The sequence below is a fragment of the Streptomyces sp. 7N604 genome, from assembly GCF_052245475.1.
In the GTDB taxonomy this organism is placed as follows: domain Bacteria; phylum Actinomycetota; class Actinomycetes; order Streptomycetales; family Streptomycetaceae; genus Streptomyces.
Genome location: NZ_JBQQBX010000043.1, coordinates 1 through 16,367, shown reverse-complemented (window position 1 = coordinate 16,367; position 16,367 = coordinate 1). Strand labels below are relative to the sequence as shown.

18 protein-coding genes and 1 pseudogene are annotated in these 16,367 nt (G+C 70.1%); 16 read left to right on the top strand and 3 right to left on the bottom strand.

Features of this window, described 5'->3' with window-relative positions:
* Window positions 1-3: 3 nt before the first annotated feature.
* From ACTWP8_RS33910 to ACTWP8_RS33835, 16 genes and pseudogenes are all read left to right on the top strand, one after another.
* A complete protein-coding gene (locus ACTWP8_RS33910) occupies window positions 4-480 on the top strand; it encodes a GNAT family N-acetyltransferase (RefSeq protein WP_443325926.1) in 477 nt (158 codons plus the stop codon).
* A complete protein-coding gene (locus ACTWP8_RS33905) occupies window positions 477-1,415 on the top strand; it encodes a hypothetical protein (RefSeq protein WP_443325925.1) in 939 nt (312 codons plus the stop codon). Before ACTWP8_RS33910 ends, ACTWP8_RS33905 begins: the two co-directional genes overlap by 4 nt.
* Window positions 1,412-1,735, top strand: coding sequence for a chorismate mutase (locus tag ACTWP8_RS33900; RefSeq protein ID WP_443325924.1), 324 nt, complete (start codon window positions 1,412-1,414; stop codon window positions 1,733-1,735). Before ACTWP8_RS33905 ends, ACTWP8_RS33900 begins: the two co-directional genes overlap by 4 nt.
* Window positions 1,732-2,319: a hypothetical protein gene (locus tag ACTWP8_RS33895; protein WP_443325923.1), complete on the top strand. Its 588-nt coding sequence runs from the start codon at window positions 1,732-1,734 to the stop codon at window positions 2,317-2,319. Before ACTWP8_RS33900 ends, ACTWP8_RS33895 begins: the two co-directional genes overlap by 4 nt.
* Window positions 2,316-3,476, top strand: coding sequence for a LeuA family protein (locus ACTWP8_RS33890; protein ID WP_443325922.1), 1,161 nt, complete (start codon window positions 2,316-2,318; stop codon window positions 3,474-3,476). The genes ACTWP8_RS33895 and ACTWP8_RS33890 overlap by 4 nt, the downstream gene beginning before the upstream one ends.
* Window positions 3,473-4,249: a class I SAM-dependent methyltransferase gene (locus ACTWP8_RS33885; RefSeq protein ID WP_443325921.1), complete on the top strand. Its 777-nt coding sequence runs from the start codon at window positions 3,473-3,475 to the stop codon at window positions 4,247-4,249. The genes ACTWP8_RS33890 and ACTWP8_RS33885 overlap by 4 nt, the downstream gene beginning before the upstream one ends.
* A complete protein-coding gene (locus tag ACTWP8_RS33880; RefSeq protein WP_443325920.1) occupies window positions 4,233-5,486 on the top strand; it encodes a GNAT family N-acetyltransferase in 1,254 nt (417 codons plus the stop codon). Before ACTWP8_RS33885 ends, ACTWP8_RS33880 begins: the two co-directional genes overlap by 17 nt.
* Window positions 5,483-7,504 carry a LeuD/DmdB family oxidoreductase small subunit gene (locus ACTWP8_RS33875; protein ID WP_443325919.1) on the top strand — a complete coding sequence of 674 codons (2,022 nt, stop codon included), beginning with the start codon at window positions 5,483-5,485 and terminating at the stop codon, window positions 7,502-7,504. Before ACTWP8_RS33880 ends, ACTWP8_RS33875 begins: the two co-directional genes overlap by 4 nt.
* Window positions 7,501-8,571, top strand: coding sequence for an isocitrate/isopropylmalate dehydrogenase family protein (locus tag ACTWP8_RS33870; RefSeq protein ID WP_443325918.1), 1,071 nt, complete (start codon window positions 7,501-7,503; stop codon window positions 8,569-8,571). The genes ACTWP8_RS33875 and ACTWP8_RS33870 overlap by 4 nt, the downstream gene beginning before the upstream one ends.
* 4 nt (window positions 8,572-8,575) lie before the next feature.
* Window positions 8,576-9,484 (top strand): aminotransferase class IV, encoded by a 909-nt coding sequence (locus ACTWP8_RS33865; protein ID WP_443325917.1) that lies wholly within the window; start codon window positions 8,576-8,578, stop codon window positions 9,482-9,484.
* Window positions 9,481-10,842, top strand: a complete 1,362-nt coding sequence (locus ACTWP8_RS33860; protein ID WP_443325916.1) for a hypothetical protein — start codon at window positions 9,481-9,483, stop codon at window positions 10,840-10,842. The genes ACTWP8_RS33865 and ACTWP8_RS33860 overlap by 4 nt, the downstream gene beginning before the upstream one ends.
* Window positions 10,839-12,104: an MFS transporter gene (locus tag ACTWP8_RS33855; RefSeq protein WP_443325915.1), complete on the top strand. Its 1,266-nt coding sequence runs from the start codon at window positions 10,839-10,841 to the stop codon at window positions 12,102-12,104. Before ACTWP8_RS33860 ends, ACTWP8_RS33855 begins: the two co-directional genes overlap by 4 nt.
* 342 nt (window positions 12,105-12,446) lie before the next feature.
* Complete coding sequence (locus ACTWP8_RS33850; RefSeq protein WP_443325914.1) at window positions 12,447-12,764, top strand: AMP-binding protein; 318 nt, start codon at window positions 12,447-12,449, stop codon at window positions 12,762-12,764.
* Between the two features lie 28 nt (window positions 12,765-12,792).
* Window positions 12,793-12,951 (top strand): annotated as a pseudogene (locus ACTWP8_RS33845) (AMP-binding protein); the annotation flags it as partial.
* A gap of 95 nt (window positions 12,952-13,046) precedes the next feature.
* Complete coding sequence (locus ACTWP8_RS33840) at window positions 13,047-13,802, top strand: AMP-binding enzyme (RefSeq protein WP_443325913.1); 756 nt, start codon at window positions 13,047-13,049, stop codon at window positions 13,800-13,802.
* 5 nt (window positions 13,803-13,807) lie between these two features.
* Entirely contained in the window at window positions 13,808-14,263 is a 456-nt protein-coding gene (locus tag ACTWP8_RS33835; protein WP_443325912.1) for a hypothetical protein, read from the top strand.
* Here ACTWP8_RS33835 and ACTWP8_RS33830 read toward each other — a convergent pair.
* From ACTWP8_RS33830 to ACTWP8_RS33820, 3 genes are all read right to left on the bottom strand, one after another.
* Window positions 14,228-14,938, bottom strand: coding sequence for a 4'-phosphopantetheinyl transferase family protein (locus ACTWP8_RS33830; protein WP_443325911.1), 711 nt, complete (start codon window positions 14,936-14,938; stop codon window positions 14,228-14,230). The genes ACTWP8_RS33835 and ACTWP8_RS33830 overlap by 36 nt on opposite strands.
* A gap of 390 nt (window positions 14,939-15,328) precedes the next feature.
* Window positions 15,329-16,216 carry a 3-hydroxybutyryl-CoA dehydrogenase gene (locus ACTWP8_RS33825; RefSeq protein ID WP_443325910.1) on the bottom strand — a complete coding sequence of 296 codons (888 nt, stop codon included), beginning with the start codon at window positions 16,214-16,216 and terminating at the stop codon, window positions 15,329-15,331.
* Window positions 16,213-16,367 (bottom strand): acyl-CoA dehydrogenase family protein (locus ACTWP8_RS33820; RefSeq protein WP_443325948.1); only part of this gene is annotated, 155 nt, incomplete at its 5' end. The genes ACTWP8_RS33820 and ACTWP8_RS33825, both read right to left, overlap by 4 nt.

Below are 16,367 nucleotides of genomic sequence, written 5' to 3'. Positions count from 1 at the left end.
GGCATGCCCCCTCTGGTCTTCGAGACGGGCCCGGCGAAGCCGGCCGAGGCGGACGCGGTGGCGGCGGCGGTCACCGCCCTCCTGCGGGAGCTGCGCGCCGACCCCGGCCACACGATTCCCGGGATCGGGGCGGCCGTGGCCGACGCCATCGCGGGCAAGGACGGCTCCGGGGTGCTGGTCGCTCGCGATGAACAGCGCCGCGTGGTCGGCGTTCTCGGATACACCACCCAGATCGCCCTCCGGCTCGCCGCACCGTACCGCCTGGTCCAGGAGTTGTGGGTGGACCCCGGGCTGCGGTCCCGGGGCGTCGCGGCCCAGCTCCTCGCCGAACTCGACGCGGCCTGCGCCGCCGACGGCATCCGGCGGGTCGAGGTATGCCTGCCCGGCCCGCACTTCGCCACGTTCCCCCGGACGCTGGCGTTCTACGAACGCTCCGGTTTCCGCGTCTTGGGCCCTCGCGTGATCAAGGACCTGACATGAGCCTGCATGTGGTGGTACCGGAGGAGTCCGACGCCCTGCCGTTCACGGTCGAGCCGTCCCGCGTCCAGGTGGCCAGCAAGGAGGTCCCCGAGCGGATCCACCAGATCCTGGCCGGGCTGCAGGACGGCGGTGCCGTCGTGGCCCCGCTCGGCGGGGACAGCCTGAGCCGCGCGGAGCGGCTCGTCGCCGCCGTGCACGACGACGCCCTTCTGGACTACCTGCGCCACGGAGTGCCCGAGGGCCGGGAGTCGGCGCTCGACGACGCCTTCGCGGCGCCCGGCCTCGACCAGGAGACGCCAGTCACCCGAGCCGTCTGGCCCGCCGCGCTGGGCGCGGCAGCCGCCGCCGTACGGGCCGCCGAACTGACTGCTCGCCAGAGACGCAACAGCTATGCCCTGGTGCGGCCCCCGGGCCACCACGCGGGACCCGGCTGGCACGGCGGCTACTGCTTCCTCAACAACGCCGTCGTCGCCGCGCGGACCCTGCGCGAGGAGGGCGCGGCCAAGGTCGGCATCCTCGACATCGACTACCACCTGGGAAACGGCACGCTCGCCTGCGTACAGAACGATCCCACGCTGCCGTTCGCGTCGGTCCACTCCAGCGACCCCGAGGACTTCCCCTACGGCTTCGAACGGGGGCCGGGTCTCTTCGGAGTGCCGTCCGACCCCGGCACGGAGGGATTCCTCGCGCTGGTGAAGGACGCCGTGTCCCATCTGCGCCAGGAGGACGTCGACGCTCTGGTGGTGTCCGTCGGCTACGACGTACTCCTGGGCGACCCGCACGGGTCCTGGACCCTGCCGCCGGATGTGTTCGCCCCTGTCGCAGCGCTCCTGACCGAATATCAGCTGCCCACCGTCTTCGTCCAGGAGGGCGGATACGGACTCCCGTCCCTGCGCGGCGCGGCCCGCGCCCTGGCATCGGAGGCTTCGCGATGAACCCGACTCCCGACACCGTCCTGCGGCCGTACCGGGAACGGCTGGAGGCACTGGACCAGCAGCTCGCGGAGCTCGTGGCGGCGCGCCTGGCGATCTGCTGCGAAGTGGCCGAGGTCAAGCGGGCCAACGGCATTCCGATGATGCAGCCCCAGCGGGTGCACACGGTCCGTGAAGCGTACGCGGCGCGCGGCGGGCGGCTGAACCTCTCCGCGGACTTCATGCGCTCCCTGGCAACCCTGCTCATCGACGAGGCATGCCGCCTGGAGGACGAGATCATCGACGGTTCCCCGGCGAAGTCATCTGTGGAGGTACGGCGATGACCCTGACGTTCACCACGCTCGGCCCCGAGGGAAGCTGCCACGAGAACGCGGTGGCGCACTACCTCACGTTCCAGGGCATCGAGGAGGAGGCGAAGACCGACCTCACCCTCGATCTGCACGAAGGTCTCGAGCGCGTCCGGCGCGGCGAGTCCGACTTCCTGGTGCAGTGCAGCGCGCACCCCGAGGTGCATCTGATCACCGAGCGGTACTTCGGGGAGGTCCATGTGGTGGACACCTTTGTGTACCCCACCAAGGAACTGGTGCTGCTGAGCCGGGCCGACGTGGAGCGCCCGAAGACCCTTGGCCTGGTCCCGGCGACCGCCGGCTATGTCGATCCGTCGCAGTGGGAGGAGGTCATCCGCGAACCGTCCAAGCCCGTGGTGGGCCGCAACCTGCTGTCGGGGGCGTACGACTCGGGGCTCACCCACCTGGAGTACCTGGAGCAGTCGGATGGCGCGCTCCGCCTCGACCGCTACATCGGAGCGGTGACCACCACGTGGGTCGTCTACGGCCCCCGTCCCCGGTTCACCGGAGACCTGATCGGCACCCGGTGCCGGGAGTACCTGTTGGGAGAGGGAAAGTGACCCAGGTCGAATCCCCGGCGAGGAAGATCCTCGTCTGTGACACCACGCTCCGCGACGGCGAGCAGACCTGCGGAGTGGCCTTCCAGGTCGAGGAGAAGGTGAAGATCGCCCGCCTCCTCGACGAGATGGGCGTCGACTGCATCGACGCCGGCTTCCCCGCCTCGTCGCAGGCCGACCAGGAGGCCGTGCGCGGCATCGCCGCCCTGGGCCTGCGGGCCCGCGTCGTGGCGTTCTGCCGCCCGAACCGTACGGAGATCGACCTCGCGAAGGCGTGCGGTGCGGACGCCATCTACACCTTCGTTCCCACGTCCGACGTGCACATGAAGGTCAAGTTCGGCGGTAGCGGCAGCGCGGTGCGTGAGCGGCTGAAGCGGGAGATGGCCGACGGCATCGCCTACGCCAAGAGCCTTGGCATGTTCGTCGGCTGCGGCTCGGAGGACGCCACCAGGACGTCGTACGACTTCCTCGAAGAGGTCCTCGTCCTCGCCCAGGAGAGCGGTGCCGACCTGGTCGGTGTCGCGGACACCGTCGGGTCCACCACCCCCGACGACTTCCGCACCCTCATCTCGCGGCTGCGCTCGCGCATCAGCGTGCTGCTTTCGCTGCACTGCCACAACGACTTCGGTCTCGCCACGGCCAACACCGTCGCCGGGATCCTCGGCGGCGCGGACGAGGTGCAGTGCACCATCAACGGCATCGGGGAGCGGGCGGGGAACGCCTCCCTGGAGGAGGTGACGGCGGCTCTGACCCAGCTCTACGGGTACGACACAAATGTCGACCTGTCTCGGCTCAAGCCCATGTCGAACCTCATCGCCGGCCTGTCCGGCATCGAGGTCAGCCCCATGAAGCCGATCGTCGGCGGCAACGCCTTCTCGCACGAGTCCGGCCTGCACGTGTCGTCGGTGATGAAGGACTCCAGCGCCTACGAGCCGCTCCCTCCCGAACTCGTCGGACACACACGACGCATCGTCATCGGCAAGCACTCCGGCAAGTCGATCATCTCCCATGTCCTCGACGCCCACGGGCTGTCGTACGACGACGCGGTCCTCGGCGCGGTGCTCCGCGACGTCAAGGAGGTCGCCGTGCTGACGAAGTCCAGCGTCACCGAGGCGCAGATGATCGAGATCTATCACAAGCGAACGGCCAATTCGGTATGACCGCAGAGCACGACAACCCCGCATGGTTCGAGGACGAGAGGTTCTGGAACGATTTCTTCCCGCATCTGTTCTCCGAGGAGCGCGCCGCCGAGGCGGCACGGATCGTGGCACAGTCGCCGCTGTTCCGCTTCCCGCCCGGTGCACGCGTCCTGGACCTGTGCTGCGGCCCGGGCCTGTTCACCGTGCCGCTCGCCCGCAACGGCCATGCGGTCACCGGCGTGGACCGCAGCGGAAGGTTGCTGAAGCACGCCTCCTCGGCCTGCCACGAGGCGGGCGTCGGCGCACAGCTCGTCGAGGCGGACATGCTCGACTTCGCCGAGCACGGGGCGTTCGACGTCATCGTCAACATGTTCACCTCCTTCGGCTACTTCGACCGGCACGAGGACAACGTCCAGGTCCTGCACAACGCCCACGCCAGCCTGGCGCCGGGCGGCTCGCTGCTCATCGACGTCGTCGGCAAGGAGGTGCTCGCGCGGCTCGACGAGCGGGTCTCGCTCTCCGAGCAGGACGGAAAGGTGCTCATCCAGCGCGACACCATCCTCGACGACTGGACCCGGCTGCGCAGCGACTGGTTCTCCATCGACGGCTCGGCCGCTGCCAGGGGGTCGATGACGATCTATCTCTACAGCGCTGCCGAACTGCGGGACATGCTGGGGACCGCCGGTTTCGACGACGTACGGTTCTTCGGCGGCTACCTGGGCACGCCCTACGACCACCGGGCCGAGCGGCTCATCGCGGTGGCCACGAAGGACGTGGATGTCCGTGGGGACTGAGGTCGTCGTCGTACGGTCGGCATCCGGTGTCGACCGCGAGGAGTGGGACGCGCTCGTGCCCGCGCCGCAGGTGTATCTCACGCACGACTGGCTGTGCGCGGTCGAGGACTGTTTCGGCTTCGAGCTGGTCTTCTTCCTGCTGCGGGACGGCGGTCGCACCGTGGCCGGCGTGCAGGGCCTGCTGGTCCGCGACCCCGACGCGTTTCCGTACCACGACCCGACGGGCGCGCTGTTCGGCGACTACGAACTGGACCACCTCCGCCAGGCGCTCGCGCGGGACCGGTCGGAGGCGGAGTCCGCCGAGGCCGCCGCGCTGCTCGCCGCCGTGGTGCGCGCCGAGGCCGCCCACACGCGCGCGGCCGGCTATCCGGCACTCGTGATGACCAGCCCGTACGGGTACGCGAGCGACGTCCTCACGCTGCCGTCGGCCGACCGCCGGTCGGCGATCGGACAGCTCCTCGGCGGCATCGACGCGTTCTGCCGGACACAGGGGATCCCCGCACAGAGCTTCCTGTGGCAGTCCGGCACGGACGAGGAACTGCACCGCGCCCTCGCCGGACACGGCTATCTGGAGTTCCTCTCCGACCTGGAATACGACCTCGACATCGCGCCCGCCTCCTCGTTCGAGGACTACCTCCGCACACTCGACCGCAAGCGCCGCACGGTCGTGCGGTCCGAGATCCGCAGATTCACCGCGAGCGGGATGCGTATCGAACACGCCGCGGACCCGGGCCCGGCAGTGATCGAACGCTGCGCGGAACTGTCCGAGGGGCAGCAGAAGAAGTACGGCCTTCCGGTCGACCGGGCGGCGATGGAGCGGCTGTTCACCTCCCTCCTCGACGCGAAGCGGCTCGGAGCCACGCTGCATCTGGTGCTGCGCGAAGGCGCCGAGGGGCCAGACATCGCGGGCTTCCTGCTGTGCCTGGAAGCCGGGGGTGTGCTGCACCCCAAGTTCGTCGGCTTCGACACCGCCTCCGTCGGCGCCAACTACGCCTACTTCAACCTCGCCTTCTACCACCTCGTCGAACAGGCAGTCGCGGGCGGCGCCCGCCGTATCTCGTACGGGATGGGTTCGGCGGACGCGAAGCGGCTGCGGGGCTGCCGCCCGGCACAGGTGCGCGGCTGGATCCGGTTCTCGTCTCCGGCCATGCACCGGCGCCTCGAGCCCTACGTCACCGTCTTCGACTGCCTCAAGAAACAGCTTCTCGGTTCCCAGGATGGAAGCGTTCTACGATGACACTGGTACGACAGCTCTTCGAGCACAAACTCGGCCGTCCCGTCAGCACCGGCGAGGTCGTCGACCTGCCGTTCGACCTGTGCTGGGGCAGCGAGATGACCGTCAAGTGGGCCCTGGACATCCTCCGGGACAGCGGCTTCGACGACGAGTACATCGCCACGGGCCTCGCCGCGCAGCGTGAGAAGACCGCGTTCGTCTTCGACCACGTCGTCCCGACGCACACCGCCTCGATGGCCTCGATCCTCGTCGAGCTGCGCAGGTTCGCCAAGGAGCACGGCATCCGGGTGTTCGACGTCGGCTACGACGGCGGCATCCAGCACAAGATCCTCATCGAGCAGGGCCTGATCCGTCCCGGCGACATCGCCGTCGGCGCCGACTCGCACAGCTGCACCGCGGGCGCGATCGGCTCGCTCGCCACCGGCATCGGCTCGACGGACCTGGCCATGGCCCTGGTCCGGGGCAGCTGCTGGATGCGAGTGCCCGAGGCGACGCTGGTCCGCTTCCACAGCTCGCTGCGCCCCCACGTTCAGGGCAAGGACGTGGCGCTGCACCTGTGCGGCCTCCTCGGTGTGCACGGCGCCGTCTACCGCAGCCTCGAGTTCGGCGGCCCCGGCCTCGCCTCCCTGGCGATCACCGACCGGCTGTCGCTGAGCAATATGGCGGTGGAGATGGGCGCCAAATACGGCCTGTTCCCGACCGACCGGGTCCTCGCCGACTACCTCGGCGACGTCACGTACCCCACCTTCACCGTCGACGAGGACGACGCCGAGTACGTCGACGTGATCGACGTCCACCTCGACCGGATCGAGCCCACTGTCGCTCTTCCGTTTTCGCCGGACAACGCCATCGGCACGCACCAGCTCCAGTACGTACTGCGCCACTGGGACACGTACGGCGGCCGCGAGGACCTGATGACCGGCATCGCGCCGCTGGCCCGTATCGCCAACGAGGACGGCGAGATCCCGGTCAACCAGGTCTTCATCGGCTCCTGCACCAACGGGCACCTGGAGGACCTCAGGGTCGTCGCGGAGACGCTCAAGGGCAAGCGCGTCAAGGACGGTGTCCGTACCATCGTCATCCCCGCGTCCCAGAAGGCCTACCGGGCGGCGATGAAGGAAGGCCTCATCGACGTCCTGCTGGAGGCGGGCTGCTACGTGGAGTCCTCCAGCTGCGGCCCGTGCATCGGCATCAAGTCCGGTGTGCTCGGCAAGGGGGAGGTCGCGGTCTTCACCTCCAACCGCAACTTCCGCGGCCGCTGCGGTGACGTGGACGCCAGTGTCGTGCTGGCCAGCCCCGCCGTCGCGGCGCGGGCGGCGCTGACCGGGGTGCTCTCCCCCATCGGCGACCGGGCCGACTACTACACCACCGAGGGCGATGTCCGAGGCGGGATCGACGAGTTGTTCTCTGTCCACGCGGCACGCGAGGGCAGGTCGCCGCTGACCGCCGCGGCCGGGGGGCCGGAGCCGACGGCTCCCGCAGCCGGCGCCGACGGCACGGGAAGCCTTGCCTGGGTCTTCGGCGACCACGTCAACACCGACGTGATCCTGCCCAGTGTGTACTGCCAGATCCCCGACCCGGCCGAGTACAAGAAGCACATCATGGCGCACGCGGGGAACCAGCCGTTCCTCGACCACTACCAGGATTCCGGGCACGATCTGAGCGGCTCGGTGATCGTCGGCGGCATGAACTTCGGCTGCGGCTCGTCCCGGGAGAACGCCCCCATGGGCATCAAGGCGTCCGGCGCCCCGTTCGTCGTCGCGCACAGCTTCGCGCGGATCTTCTCCCGCAACGCCCTCAACATCGGCCTCAGGCTGATCGAAGTGGGCGACTTCGCCTACGAGATCCAGGAGGGAGACCGGCTGATCGTCGACGACGAGCGCGGCGAACTGGTCAATGCGACCCGGGGGACGTCCGCGCCGATCACGCCGCCCTCCGCGTTCGAGCGGGAGCTGCTCACCGCGGGCGGTCTCGTCGCCTACGCCGGTGCGCAGCTCCGGTCCGGAGCGTCGGCACGATGAGTTCCCTCGCGGTCATCCCGGGAGACGGCATCGGCCCCGAGGTCATGGCCGAGGTGGTGAAGGTCCATGCCGTGGTCGAGGACATCTTCGGCACCGGCCTCACCACCGACGTACTGCCGTACGACGCCGACTACTTCCTCGAGCACGGCGATGTCGACATCGACATCCAGGAGATCAGAAACAGGTACCGGGCCGTCCTCCTCGGCGCGCTCGGCGATCCGCGCATCCCGGACAACCGGCACGCCAAGCAGATCATCGGCGGACTGCGCCAGCAGCTCGAACTGAGTGTCAACCTCCGCCCGGTGCGGCTGCGCACCCTGGAGCACTGCCCACTGAAGCACGTGACGTCCATCGAGGACGTGGACCTCGTCATCGTGCGGGAGAACACGGAGGATGTCTACGTCGGCATCGGCGGCACGGTCCGGGGCGGCCGCCCCGGGCACGTCGCCATGGAGGTGGGCGTGCACACGCGCTGGGCCGTGGACCGGGCGGTCACGGCCGCGTTCGAGCTCGCCCGCTCCCGTCCGCGCCGCAGACTCACACTCGTGGACAAGAGCAACGCCATGCCGAGCGCCGGTCCCCTGTGGCAGGAGCGCTTCCGCGCCATCGCCTCGTCCTACCCGGACGTGGAGTGCGACCACCTGTACGTCGACGCCGCTGCCATGGAGCTGATCCGCTACCCGGCCCGGTTCGACGTCGTGGTGGCCGGCAACCTCTTCGGGGACATCCTCAGCGACGAGGCCGCCCAGCTCGCCGGCGGGCTCGGGGTCGCGCCGTCGGCGAGCTACGACCCCGAGGACACCGGGTTCTTCGGCGTCTTCGAGGCGGTGCACGGCAGCGCTCCGGACATCGCGGGCACGGGGCGCGCCAACCCGCTCGCCTCGGTCATGAGCTACTCCCTGATGCTGGACCGCATGGGGTTGCGCGAGGCGCACACCGCCGTGGAACGCGCCGTCGACCACGTGCTGTGCGGGGACCTGCTGACGCCCGACCTGGGCGGCATCGCGCGTACCGACGAGGTCGGCGACGAGATGTGCCGGGCCATCGCCCGCCACGACAAGGACTGAGAGCATGAACGAACCAGCGAAGTTACTGTGGTGGCAGGGCAGGGTCGTCCCCGCGGGAGACACCGCGTTGACCCTCGCCAACCACAGCCTCCACTACGGCCTGTGCGTGTTCGAGGGGATCTCCGCGTTCCCCTCCGGGGACACTGACCACCACATCTTCCGGCTCGAGGAGCACCTGACCCGGTTCGCCGAGTCGTGCCGCCTGGTGGGGACGGCGCTGGCCCAGTCCCCCGCCGAACTCGCTGCGGCCTGCCACGAGACACTGCGCGCCAACGGCCTGCGCCGGGCCTATCTGCGTCCCATCGCCTTCCTCGGTGACGGGGTGCTCGGCCTGGCCAGGCCCGGCGCGCAGGCCGAGGTGGCGGTACTGGCCTTCGACGTCTCGGACTTCGACGAGCTGATCCGCGGGCAGCAGCCCCGGCTGACCCTGTCGCCGGTCGCCCGGCTCAGCCCCGGAGCGTTCCCCACCAAGGCGAAGGTGTCCGCCGCCTACCTCAACTCCAGGATCGCCTGGATGGACGCCCAACGGCGCGGCTACGACGACGCGTTGCTCCTCGACGACACCGGCTCCGTCGCCGAGTGCACCGTGCAGAACGTCTTCGGGGTGCGGGGCCGCACCGTCGTCGTGCCCGACTCCGCGGCCGCGCTCGACGGCATCACCGTCGCGTCCGTCGCCGAGATCGCCCGCGATCTCGGCTATGAGGTGGCCCGGACCCGGGTGAGCGCGCAGGAGCTGCTCGGCTGCGATGCGCTGTGCGTTGCCAGCACCGCCGGCGGCGTGCGCCCCGTCCGGTGCGTCGACGACACCGAGTTCGACACCGGCAACCCCGCCGTCGCCGAGCTCGTGCGGACCTACCAGCAGGCCGAGCAGGGCCTGCTCCCCGGATACGAGACGTGGGTGTCGGCTTCGTGAACGACGCACCCGTGGTGGACCTGTACGACTCCCTGCCCGAGGAGTTCCGCCGGACGGCCGGCGCACTCGGCGGGGCCCACTGGGGCCAGGTGCACGCCGGGGTTCCGCGCCTGGCGGATTCCTGGTGCCCGACCAGGCCCCTCATGCTGGGCGAGGCGGCGTACGCCCGGGTGGGTGCCGTCGCGCTCCGCGCCGCGGCACTCGTGCTGGAGGCGTGCAGGCGCCGGGCACGGACGGCGGGCGACCTGCTCGATGCCCTCGGCATGTCCCGGAAGGAGTTCCCGCTCCTCGACCCCGACGAACCGCTCACCGAACGGTTACTGACATCCCTCCGCGCCGACGTCATGGTCGAGCGCGGTGTGCCCAAGGTCGTCGAGCTCAACATCGACGGGGCGGTCGGCGGAGCGATCGAAGCCGATCTGATCGCGGGGCAGTTCATGGAGCTGTACTCCGCACTCGGCGCCGCGGAGCAGACATCGCAGACGGTCGCGCTACGCCCGCCCCCCTCCGCTCTCGACGCGCTCTTCACCGAACTGACCTCCTTCCTCGGCCTCACCGAGGGCACCTGCCTCGCCGTCCCCGTCTTCCGTGAGGACGGGCTCGACAGCCTGGCCGACCCCGAGGACTTCATCGCCTTCCTCGCTCCCCTGGCCGAGCGGGGCAAGGCGCACGGAATCTCCATCGTCGGTCATCCGCTGGACCGGCTGACCCTGGACGACCAGCGGCGGCTGCACGCCGGTGAGCACATCGTCCATGGTGTCTTCCGCCTCTTCCTACCGGTCGAGCAGCCGGGTGCGGGACTCGACGCCCTGGCCGGGGCACTTCGGGCCGGCACCGCGAAGATGTACACGCCGGAGGCCACCAGCCCGGTCAGCGACAAGCGGGTGCTGGCCTGGATCTGGGAGGACCTCCCCGGACTGGACCCGGCCGACCAGGACTTCGTACGCCGCCACATACCCGAGACGATCACCGTCCGAGCGCAGGCGCTCAGTGGTGACAGGACGTCCCTGGTCCTCAAGCCCGGCGACGGCTATGGCGGCGCCGGTGTGACGCTGGGGCGTTCGGTGACCGAGGACGAGTGGCGGGAGCTGATCCTGCACGCCGCGGAAAGGGGCGACCACATCCTCCAGCGGGTCGTGGACACCGACCAGGTCACCTTCGAGTTCGCGCACACCGAGAGCGGGGAGATCCGCAGCGCCGCCGTCCCGTGCGTGCTGGGGCCACTGGTGTACGGCCGCAAGCCCTCGGGCCTTTACGTCCGGCACTCCTCCCCGAACAGCGGTGTTCTCATCAATACGCACCAGGGTGCCGCCTCCAACGGCGTGCTGGTCCTGGAGAGTCCGGTGGACCAGCGATGAACGACCGCGCTCGCACCCCCACCCTGCTCGACACGCTGCGGGAGCGCGATTTCCGCTGGTTGGCGTGCGGGAGGATGGCGACCTATGTCGCCAACGCGATGGCGCCCATCGTGCTCTCGTTCGCGGTGCTGGACCTCACGGGCTCGGTGATCGACCTCGGCATCGTCGTCGGCGCACGGTCCGTCGCCAATGTGGTGCTGCTGCTGTTCGGCGGGGTGATCGCCGACCGGCTGCCGCGCACGTTCGTGCTCCAGGGGTCGAGCGTGGCCGCCGGGATGGCCCAGGCCTTCATCGCGGCGAGCGTGCTGCTCGGCTTCGCCTCCATCCCGGTCCTGGTCGTGGTCAGTGTCATCAACGGCATGGTGTCCGCAGTGTCGCTGCCGGCGGCCGCCGCACTGGTCCCGCAGACCGTTCCGCACGCGATGATCCGGCAGGCCAACGCGCTCGTGCGGATGGCCATCAACGCGGGCATGGTCGTCGGTGCCTCCACGGGCGGCATCATCGTCGGCTTCGTCGGCTCCGGCTGGGGCATCGCCGCCAACGCGTGGGTGTTCCTGCTGGCGGGCCTGTGTTTCGCCGGCATCCGGCCGGCGAAGACACCACCGCCGGACGGCGACCGGGCACGGCCGCTGGCCGAACTGCGCGAGGGCTGGTCGGAGTTCGTCTCCCGCAGCTGGGTGTGGGTCGTGGTGCTCCAGTTCCTGGTCATCAACGCGGTGGTCGCCGGCGGCCTCCAAGTTCTCGGGCCCACCATCGCCGACCAGTCCTTCGGCCGTACGACCTGGGGACTGCTGCTCGCGGCACAGACGGCCGGCGCGCTCGCGGGCGGCGTCATCGCGGCCCGCACCCAGCCGCGGCACGCCCTGCGGCTGGGCGCGGCCATCGGAGTGTTCGAGGCGCTGCCACTGCTGGCGCTCGCGACCACGTCGAACGAGCTCGTGCTGGTACTCGCGATGTTCGCCAACGGCGTCGCGCTGGAACAACTCGCCGTGGCCTGGGACGTGTCGCTCCAGGAGAACATCCCGCCGGAACGGCTGGCCCGGGTCTACTCCTACGACGCGCTCGGCTCCTTCGTGGCCATCCCGCTCGGTGAGATGGCGGCGGGCCCGCTAGCCCTGCACACGGGACTCCGTACCACCCTCCTGCTCGGCACCGGACTCGTCGTCACCGCGACCTTCTTGGCGCTGTGCAGCAGCAGCGTGCGCAACCTGAGCATCAGACCCGCGGAGCCGCGACTACCTGCCCACGCCCACAGCGAATGAGTCGCCGGTCCGGCCGCCCGCCGGACCGACCAGGAAATGCGTCGCGACGACATCACAAGACCAGGCACGTCGTTCACAGTCGAAACACGGGGGACATTCCGCCATGCACGTAACTGCGGGCCATCCGGGCCGCGCCCTGCGCGGACCGGCTGTCGACCATCCCGCGCCGTACGGCATCCCGGGACTGACCGGGCCGCTGGCCCACCGCGGCCCGCATTGTGGCCTGCGTCGGCGCCGAGGAGACCTTGATCCTGGGCACCGCCCGGCCCGGCCTGGTGGTGGGCACCACCGAGGCCCTGGCCACCTGGCAGGGCCCGGACGGCCTCGACTTATTTGGACGTGGTGCCGCTCTCCGCCGGCACCGACGACGCCTACGCACCCGCCCCGCTGCGGCCCGTTGCGCCGGACCAGCCGATCAACGTCATCGTCACCTCGGCCTCCACCGGCACCCCCAAGGGCGTCGTCGTGGCCAGCGGCGGCGTCACCAACCGGCTGCTGTGGGGCCAGCGCCACTACGGGCTGCGCCCTGAGGACCGGGTCCTGCAGAAGACTCCGTACACCTTCGACGTGTCCGGCTGGGAGATCTACTGGCCGCTGGTCGTCGGGGCACAGCTCGTCCTGCTCGCCCCGGCGAGCACGCCGACCCCGCCGCGATCATGAAGACCGTGATCGAGCACCAGGTCACGGTCTGCCATTTCGTGCCCTCGATGCTGGACGAGTTCCTATCGACGACGTACCCATCGGACAGGCCGTCGACAACTGCGAACTGCTCGTCGTGGACGAACAGGGACGGCCCGTCGCCGACGGCGAGACCGGCGAATTGTGCATCGGAGGCGTCCCGTTGGCCCTCGGCTATCTCGGTCGCCCCGATCTGACCGAGCGGGTGTTCGTCCCCGCCCCCGAGGGCAGCGCCGTGGACCGCGTCTACCGCACGGGCGATCTGTGCGCGTCGTGGACGGCCAGATCCGCTACCACGGCCGGATCGACAAGCAGGTCAAGATCCGGGGCGTGCGGGTGGAACCCGGCGAGGTCGAGAGCGTCCTGCGCGAACACCCCGGCGTCGACGAGTGCGCCGTGATCGCGGCGGATGAAGGGGCGCCCCGGCTTGTGGCGTTCGTCCGGCCGTCCGGCGCCGTGGCCGGGACGGACCCGGACTGGCAGGAGGAGTGCAGTGCCCATGTGGCCTCCCGGCTGCCCTCCGCGTACGTCCCCAGCCACTTCATCCCCCTCGACACGATGCCGCTGACCCGCAGCGGCAAACAGGACCGTGTGCTGCTGCGGCAGTGGGCCGACGACTTCCTCATGGCCCGCGCCTCCGACGCGCCCGTCGCCGGCGACCGGCTGACCCGGCTGTGGGCCGAGGTGCTCGGCCTGGACGCGGTCGACGAGGACGCGGACTTCCTGGCGCTGGGCGGGCACAGCCTCACCGCCGTACGACTGCGCGGCGAGCTGCTGCGGACGTACAGCCTGCGGCTCACGCTCGCGGAACTGCTGCGCGACCGGATCACCTTGGCCGACCTGCGTCGGCGCATGGGATACGGCGCGGAGCCCGCCGACAGCACGCTGCCCCGGCGGCCCGACTCCGCCCGCGCGCCCGTGTCCGGCGGCCAGCGCCGGCTGTGGCTGATGGAGCAGCTCTACCCGCGGCTGAGCGCCTACAACGTCGTCGCCGCCGTGCGCGTCGCCGGTGGGCTCTGATCGCCGTGGTCTTCGCGGCGCAGGGGGCGGGCGCGGTGCTCGGGGCGGCGGCGTGTCCCTGGCTGGCCCGCCGCTTCGCGCCCGGCCGGGTCATCATCGCGGGCACGGTCCTGGCCGGCGTCGGTATCGTCGCGCTGATCCCCTTCCGGGACGTCGTCGGCATCTCCGTGCTGTGGGCGCTGATCTACGGCATCGGCACCGTGAACATGGTGAGTTGGTTCGTCCTGCGTCAGCGCACCGTGCCCGCGCGGCTGCTCGGCCGCGTGGTCGCCACCACCAGGATGATCGCGTTCATGTCCATCCCGGTCGCCTCGATCCTGGGCGGTGTGCTGGAGCAGCACTGGCACAACATGTATCTGATCATTGCGATCGCGGGCGCGCTGCGGCTGCTCGTCGGTCTCGGCGCCCTGATATCGCCGCTCAACTCACGGGCGGGATGGAGGAATCCGGACCACTCCTGACACAGGAACGACAGGAACCACGGGCACCACGACGGTGGCGAGGAGCAGGCCCGGGGTGGCCGTCCAGCGCCCCTCGAAGGAGTAGGACGCCGGCGCGTCCCCGGCGCCGGCCGGTTCGCTGACGTCGACGTGGAAGCTCCCGGCCGTCCGGTCGAACGTGACCGACGCGTCCGCGAAGCCCAGAGGGCGGCGCGTCATCGGGAACCACGCCTTGTACACCGCCTCCTTCGCACAGAACAGCAGCCGGTCCCAGCACACCTCCGGGTCGGCGCCGGAGAGTACGGCCAGCCGCTCCCGTTCCTCGGGCCGTGTGACGGCGCCGAGCACCCGCCGCGGCAGTGCGGCATGGAGTTCGGCGTCGATCCCCACCGCCCGTATCTCCTCGCTGCGCGCCACCGCCGCCGCCCGGTACCCCAGACAGTGCGTCATGCTCCCGACCACCCCCGCCGGCCACCGCGGTGCCCCACGCTCGCCGGGCAGCAGCGGTGCGGGCGGTACGCCGAGGTCGGCCAGGGCCCGCCGGGCGCAGTGGCGGACCGTGGTGAACTCCCGCCGCCGACCCTCATGGCGCGCTGCCCCGAGGGCCTCCCGCTCCTCAGGAAGGAGCGCGGACTCGGTTACGTCCGCGAAGGACTCGGCGCACGCCACGGCGGTCGGCAGGATCAGCTTGAGCACGCCAGGACCCTAGCCCGGCCTGCCCGTACAAAGGGCCGGGGGGACCGCGAGAAACAGGGTCGCGCTCACCGATGCACCATCTGACCTCTGGAGGCGTGAAACGTCCCGGCCTCCGCACCGGCGCCACGGTTGTTGCCCGGGGAACCGTGGCTTCCTTGAGCAGACTGCCTCACCCGTCCCTGATCGGACGAGACGTCGGCCCGCGATGCCGCACCGTCCCTCGCTACCCCCCCCCCGGCCTGGCGATACCCGTAGCGATCGTCGCCTGCCTCGCCACGTCGTGGAAGCTGCACGCAGAGGGCCGCCGTAGCCGGAGTTGCAGCCGACGATCCGCGAACTCTCAAGCCCGCGGACGTGATGGGCTTGTCATCCCAGAACTCCGTTGGTGATTCAGGGCGTGCGCGGCGGGTACCGGTAGAAGCCGCGGCCTGCTTTGCGACCGACGTGTCCGGCCTGCACCATCCGTGACAACAGGGGCGGAGGTGCGTACAGCGGTTCCTTGAATTCCTCATACAGGGATTCGGCGACCGCCAGCGTCGTGTCGAGGCCGATGTGGTCGGCCAGCGCCAGTGGGCCCATCGGGTGGGCGCATCCCCGCACCATGCCGGCGTCGATGTCCTCGGCGTGTGCGAACCCCGACTCGCACATACGGATCGCTGCCAGGATGTAGGGGATCAGCAGAGCGTTGACGACGAATCCCGCCCGGTCCTGGGAGACGATCACATGCCGGCCGAGGACGTCGTCGGCGAACGTGCGCATTCTTTCCCAGGTCTCGTCGTCCGTGACCAGGGACGGCACGAGTTCGACGAGGTCGAGGACCGGCACAGGGTTGAAGAAGTGGAGCCCCACGACCTGTCCCGGGCGGGAGGTGGCTGCTCCCAGTTTCATGATGGGAATGGAGGAGGTGTTGGAGGCGAAGAGAGCGTCGGGGCGGATGATGACCTTGTCGAGTGTCGCGAAGATCTCGACTTTCAGGTCCTCTTTCTCGGGAGCGGCTTCGATGGCGAGGTCGCGGTCGGCGAAGTCGGCCAGATCGGTGGTGAAGCCCAGGGAACCGAGGGCGGCGTCATGCTCTTCCTGGCTGATCTTGCCGCGTTGCACGCCACGGGCTAGGGAACCCTGGATTCTGCTGCGGCCCGCGGCCAGCGCAGTGGCGTCGACCTCGTACACCAGCGTCTCCAGGCCCGCCCGCGCGCAGACCTCGGCGATTCCGGAGCCCATGAGCCCGCAGCCCACGATGCCGACCTTCTGTATGCCCGAGCTGTTTGGATTGTTCATCGCCGTCCCTCCTGTGCGCCGGGAAGGTTGCGGGCCATGACGATGCGCTGGACCTGGTTGGTGCCCTCGTAGATCTGGGTGATCTTGGCGTCGCGCATCATGCGCTCGACCGGGTAGTCGCGGGTGTAGCCGTAGCCGCCGAGGAGCTGGA

Excerpts from the sequence above, each read along its gene's own strand:
- ACTWP8_RS33855 (WP_443325915.1), top strand. The coding sequence starts at position 10,839 with ATGAACGACCGCGCTCGCACCCCCACCCTGCTCGACACGCTGCGGGAG.
- ACTWP8_RS33880 (WP_443325920.1), top strand. The coding sequence starts at position 4,233 with ATGTCCGTGGGGACTGAGGTCGTCGTCGTACGGTCGGCATCCGGTGTC.
- ACTWP8_RS33825 (WP_443325910.1), bottom strand. The coding sequence starts at position 16,216 with ATGAACAATCCAAACAGCTCGGGCATACAGAAGGTCGGCATCGTGGGC.
- ACTWP8_RS33875 (WP_443325919.1), top strand. The coding sequence starts at position 5,483 with ATGACACTGGTACGACAGCTCTTCGAGCACAAACTCGGCCGTCCCGTC.
- ACTWP8_RS33900 (WP_443325924.1), top strand. The coding sequence starts at position 1,412 with ATGAACCCGACTCCCGACACCGTCCTGCGGCCGTACCGGGAACGGCTG.
- ACTWP8_RS33910 (WP_443325926.1), top strand. The coding sequence starts at position 4 with ATGCCCCCTCTGGTCTTCGAGACGGGCCCGGCGAAGCCGGCCGAGGCG.
- ACTWP8_RS33865 (WP_443325917.1), top strand. The coding sequence starts at position 8,576 with ATGAACGAACCAGCGAAGTTACTGTGGTGGCAGGGCAGGGTCGTCCCC.
- ACTWP8_RS33905 (WP_443325925.1), top strand. The coding sequence starts at position 477 with ATGAGCCTGCATGTGGTGGTACCGGAGGAGTCCGACGCCCTGCCGTTC.
- ACTWP8_RS33870 (WP_443325918.1), top strand. The coding sequence starts at position 7,501 with ATGAGTTCCCTCGCGGTCATCCCGGGAGACGGCATCGGCCCCGAGGTC.
- ACTWP8_RS33885 (WP_443325921.1), top strand. The coding sequence starts at position 3,473 with ATGACCGCAGAGCACGACAACCCCGCATGGTTCGAGGACGAGAGGTTC.
- ACTWP8_RS33895 (WP_443325923.1), top strand. The coding sequence starts at position 1,732 with ATGACCCTGACGTTCACCACGCTCGGCCCCGAGGGAAGCTGCCACGAG.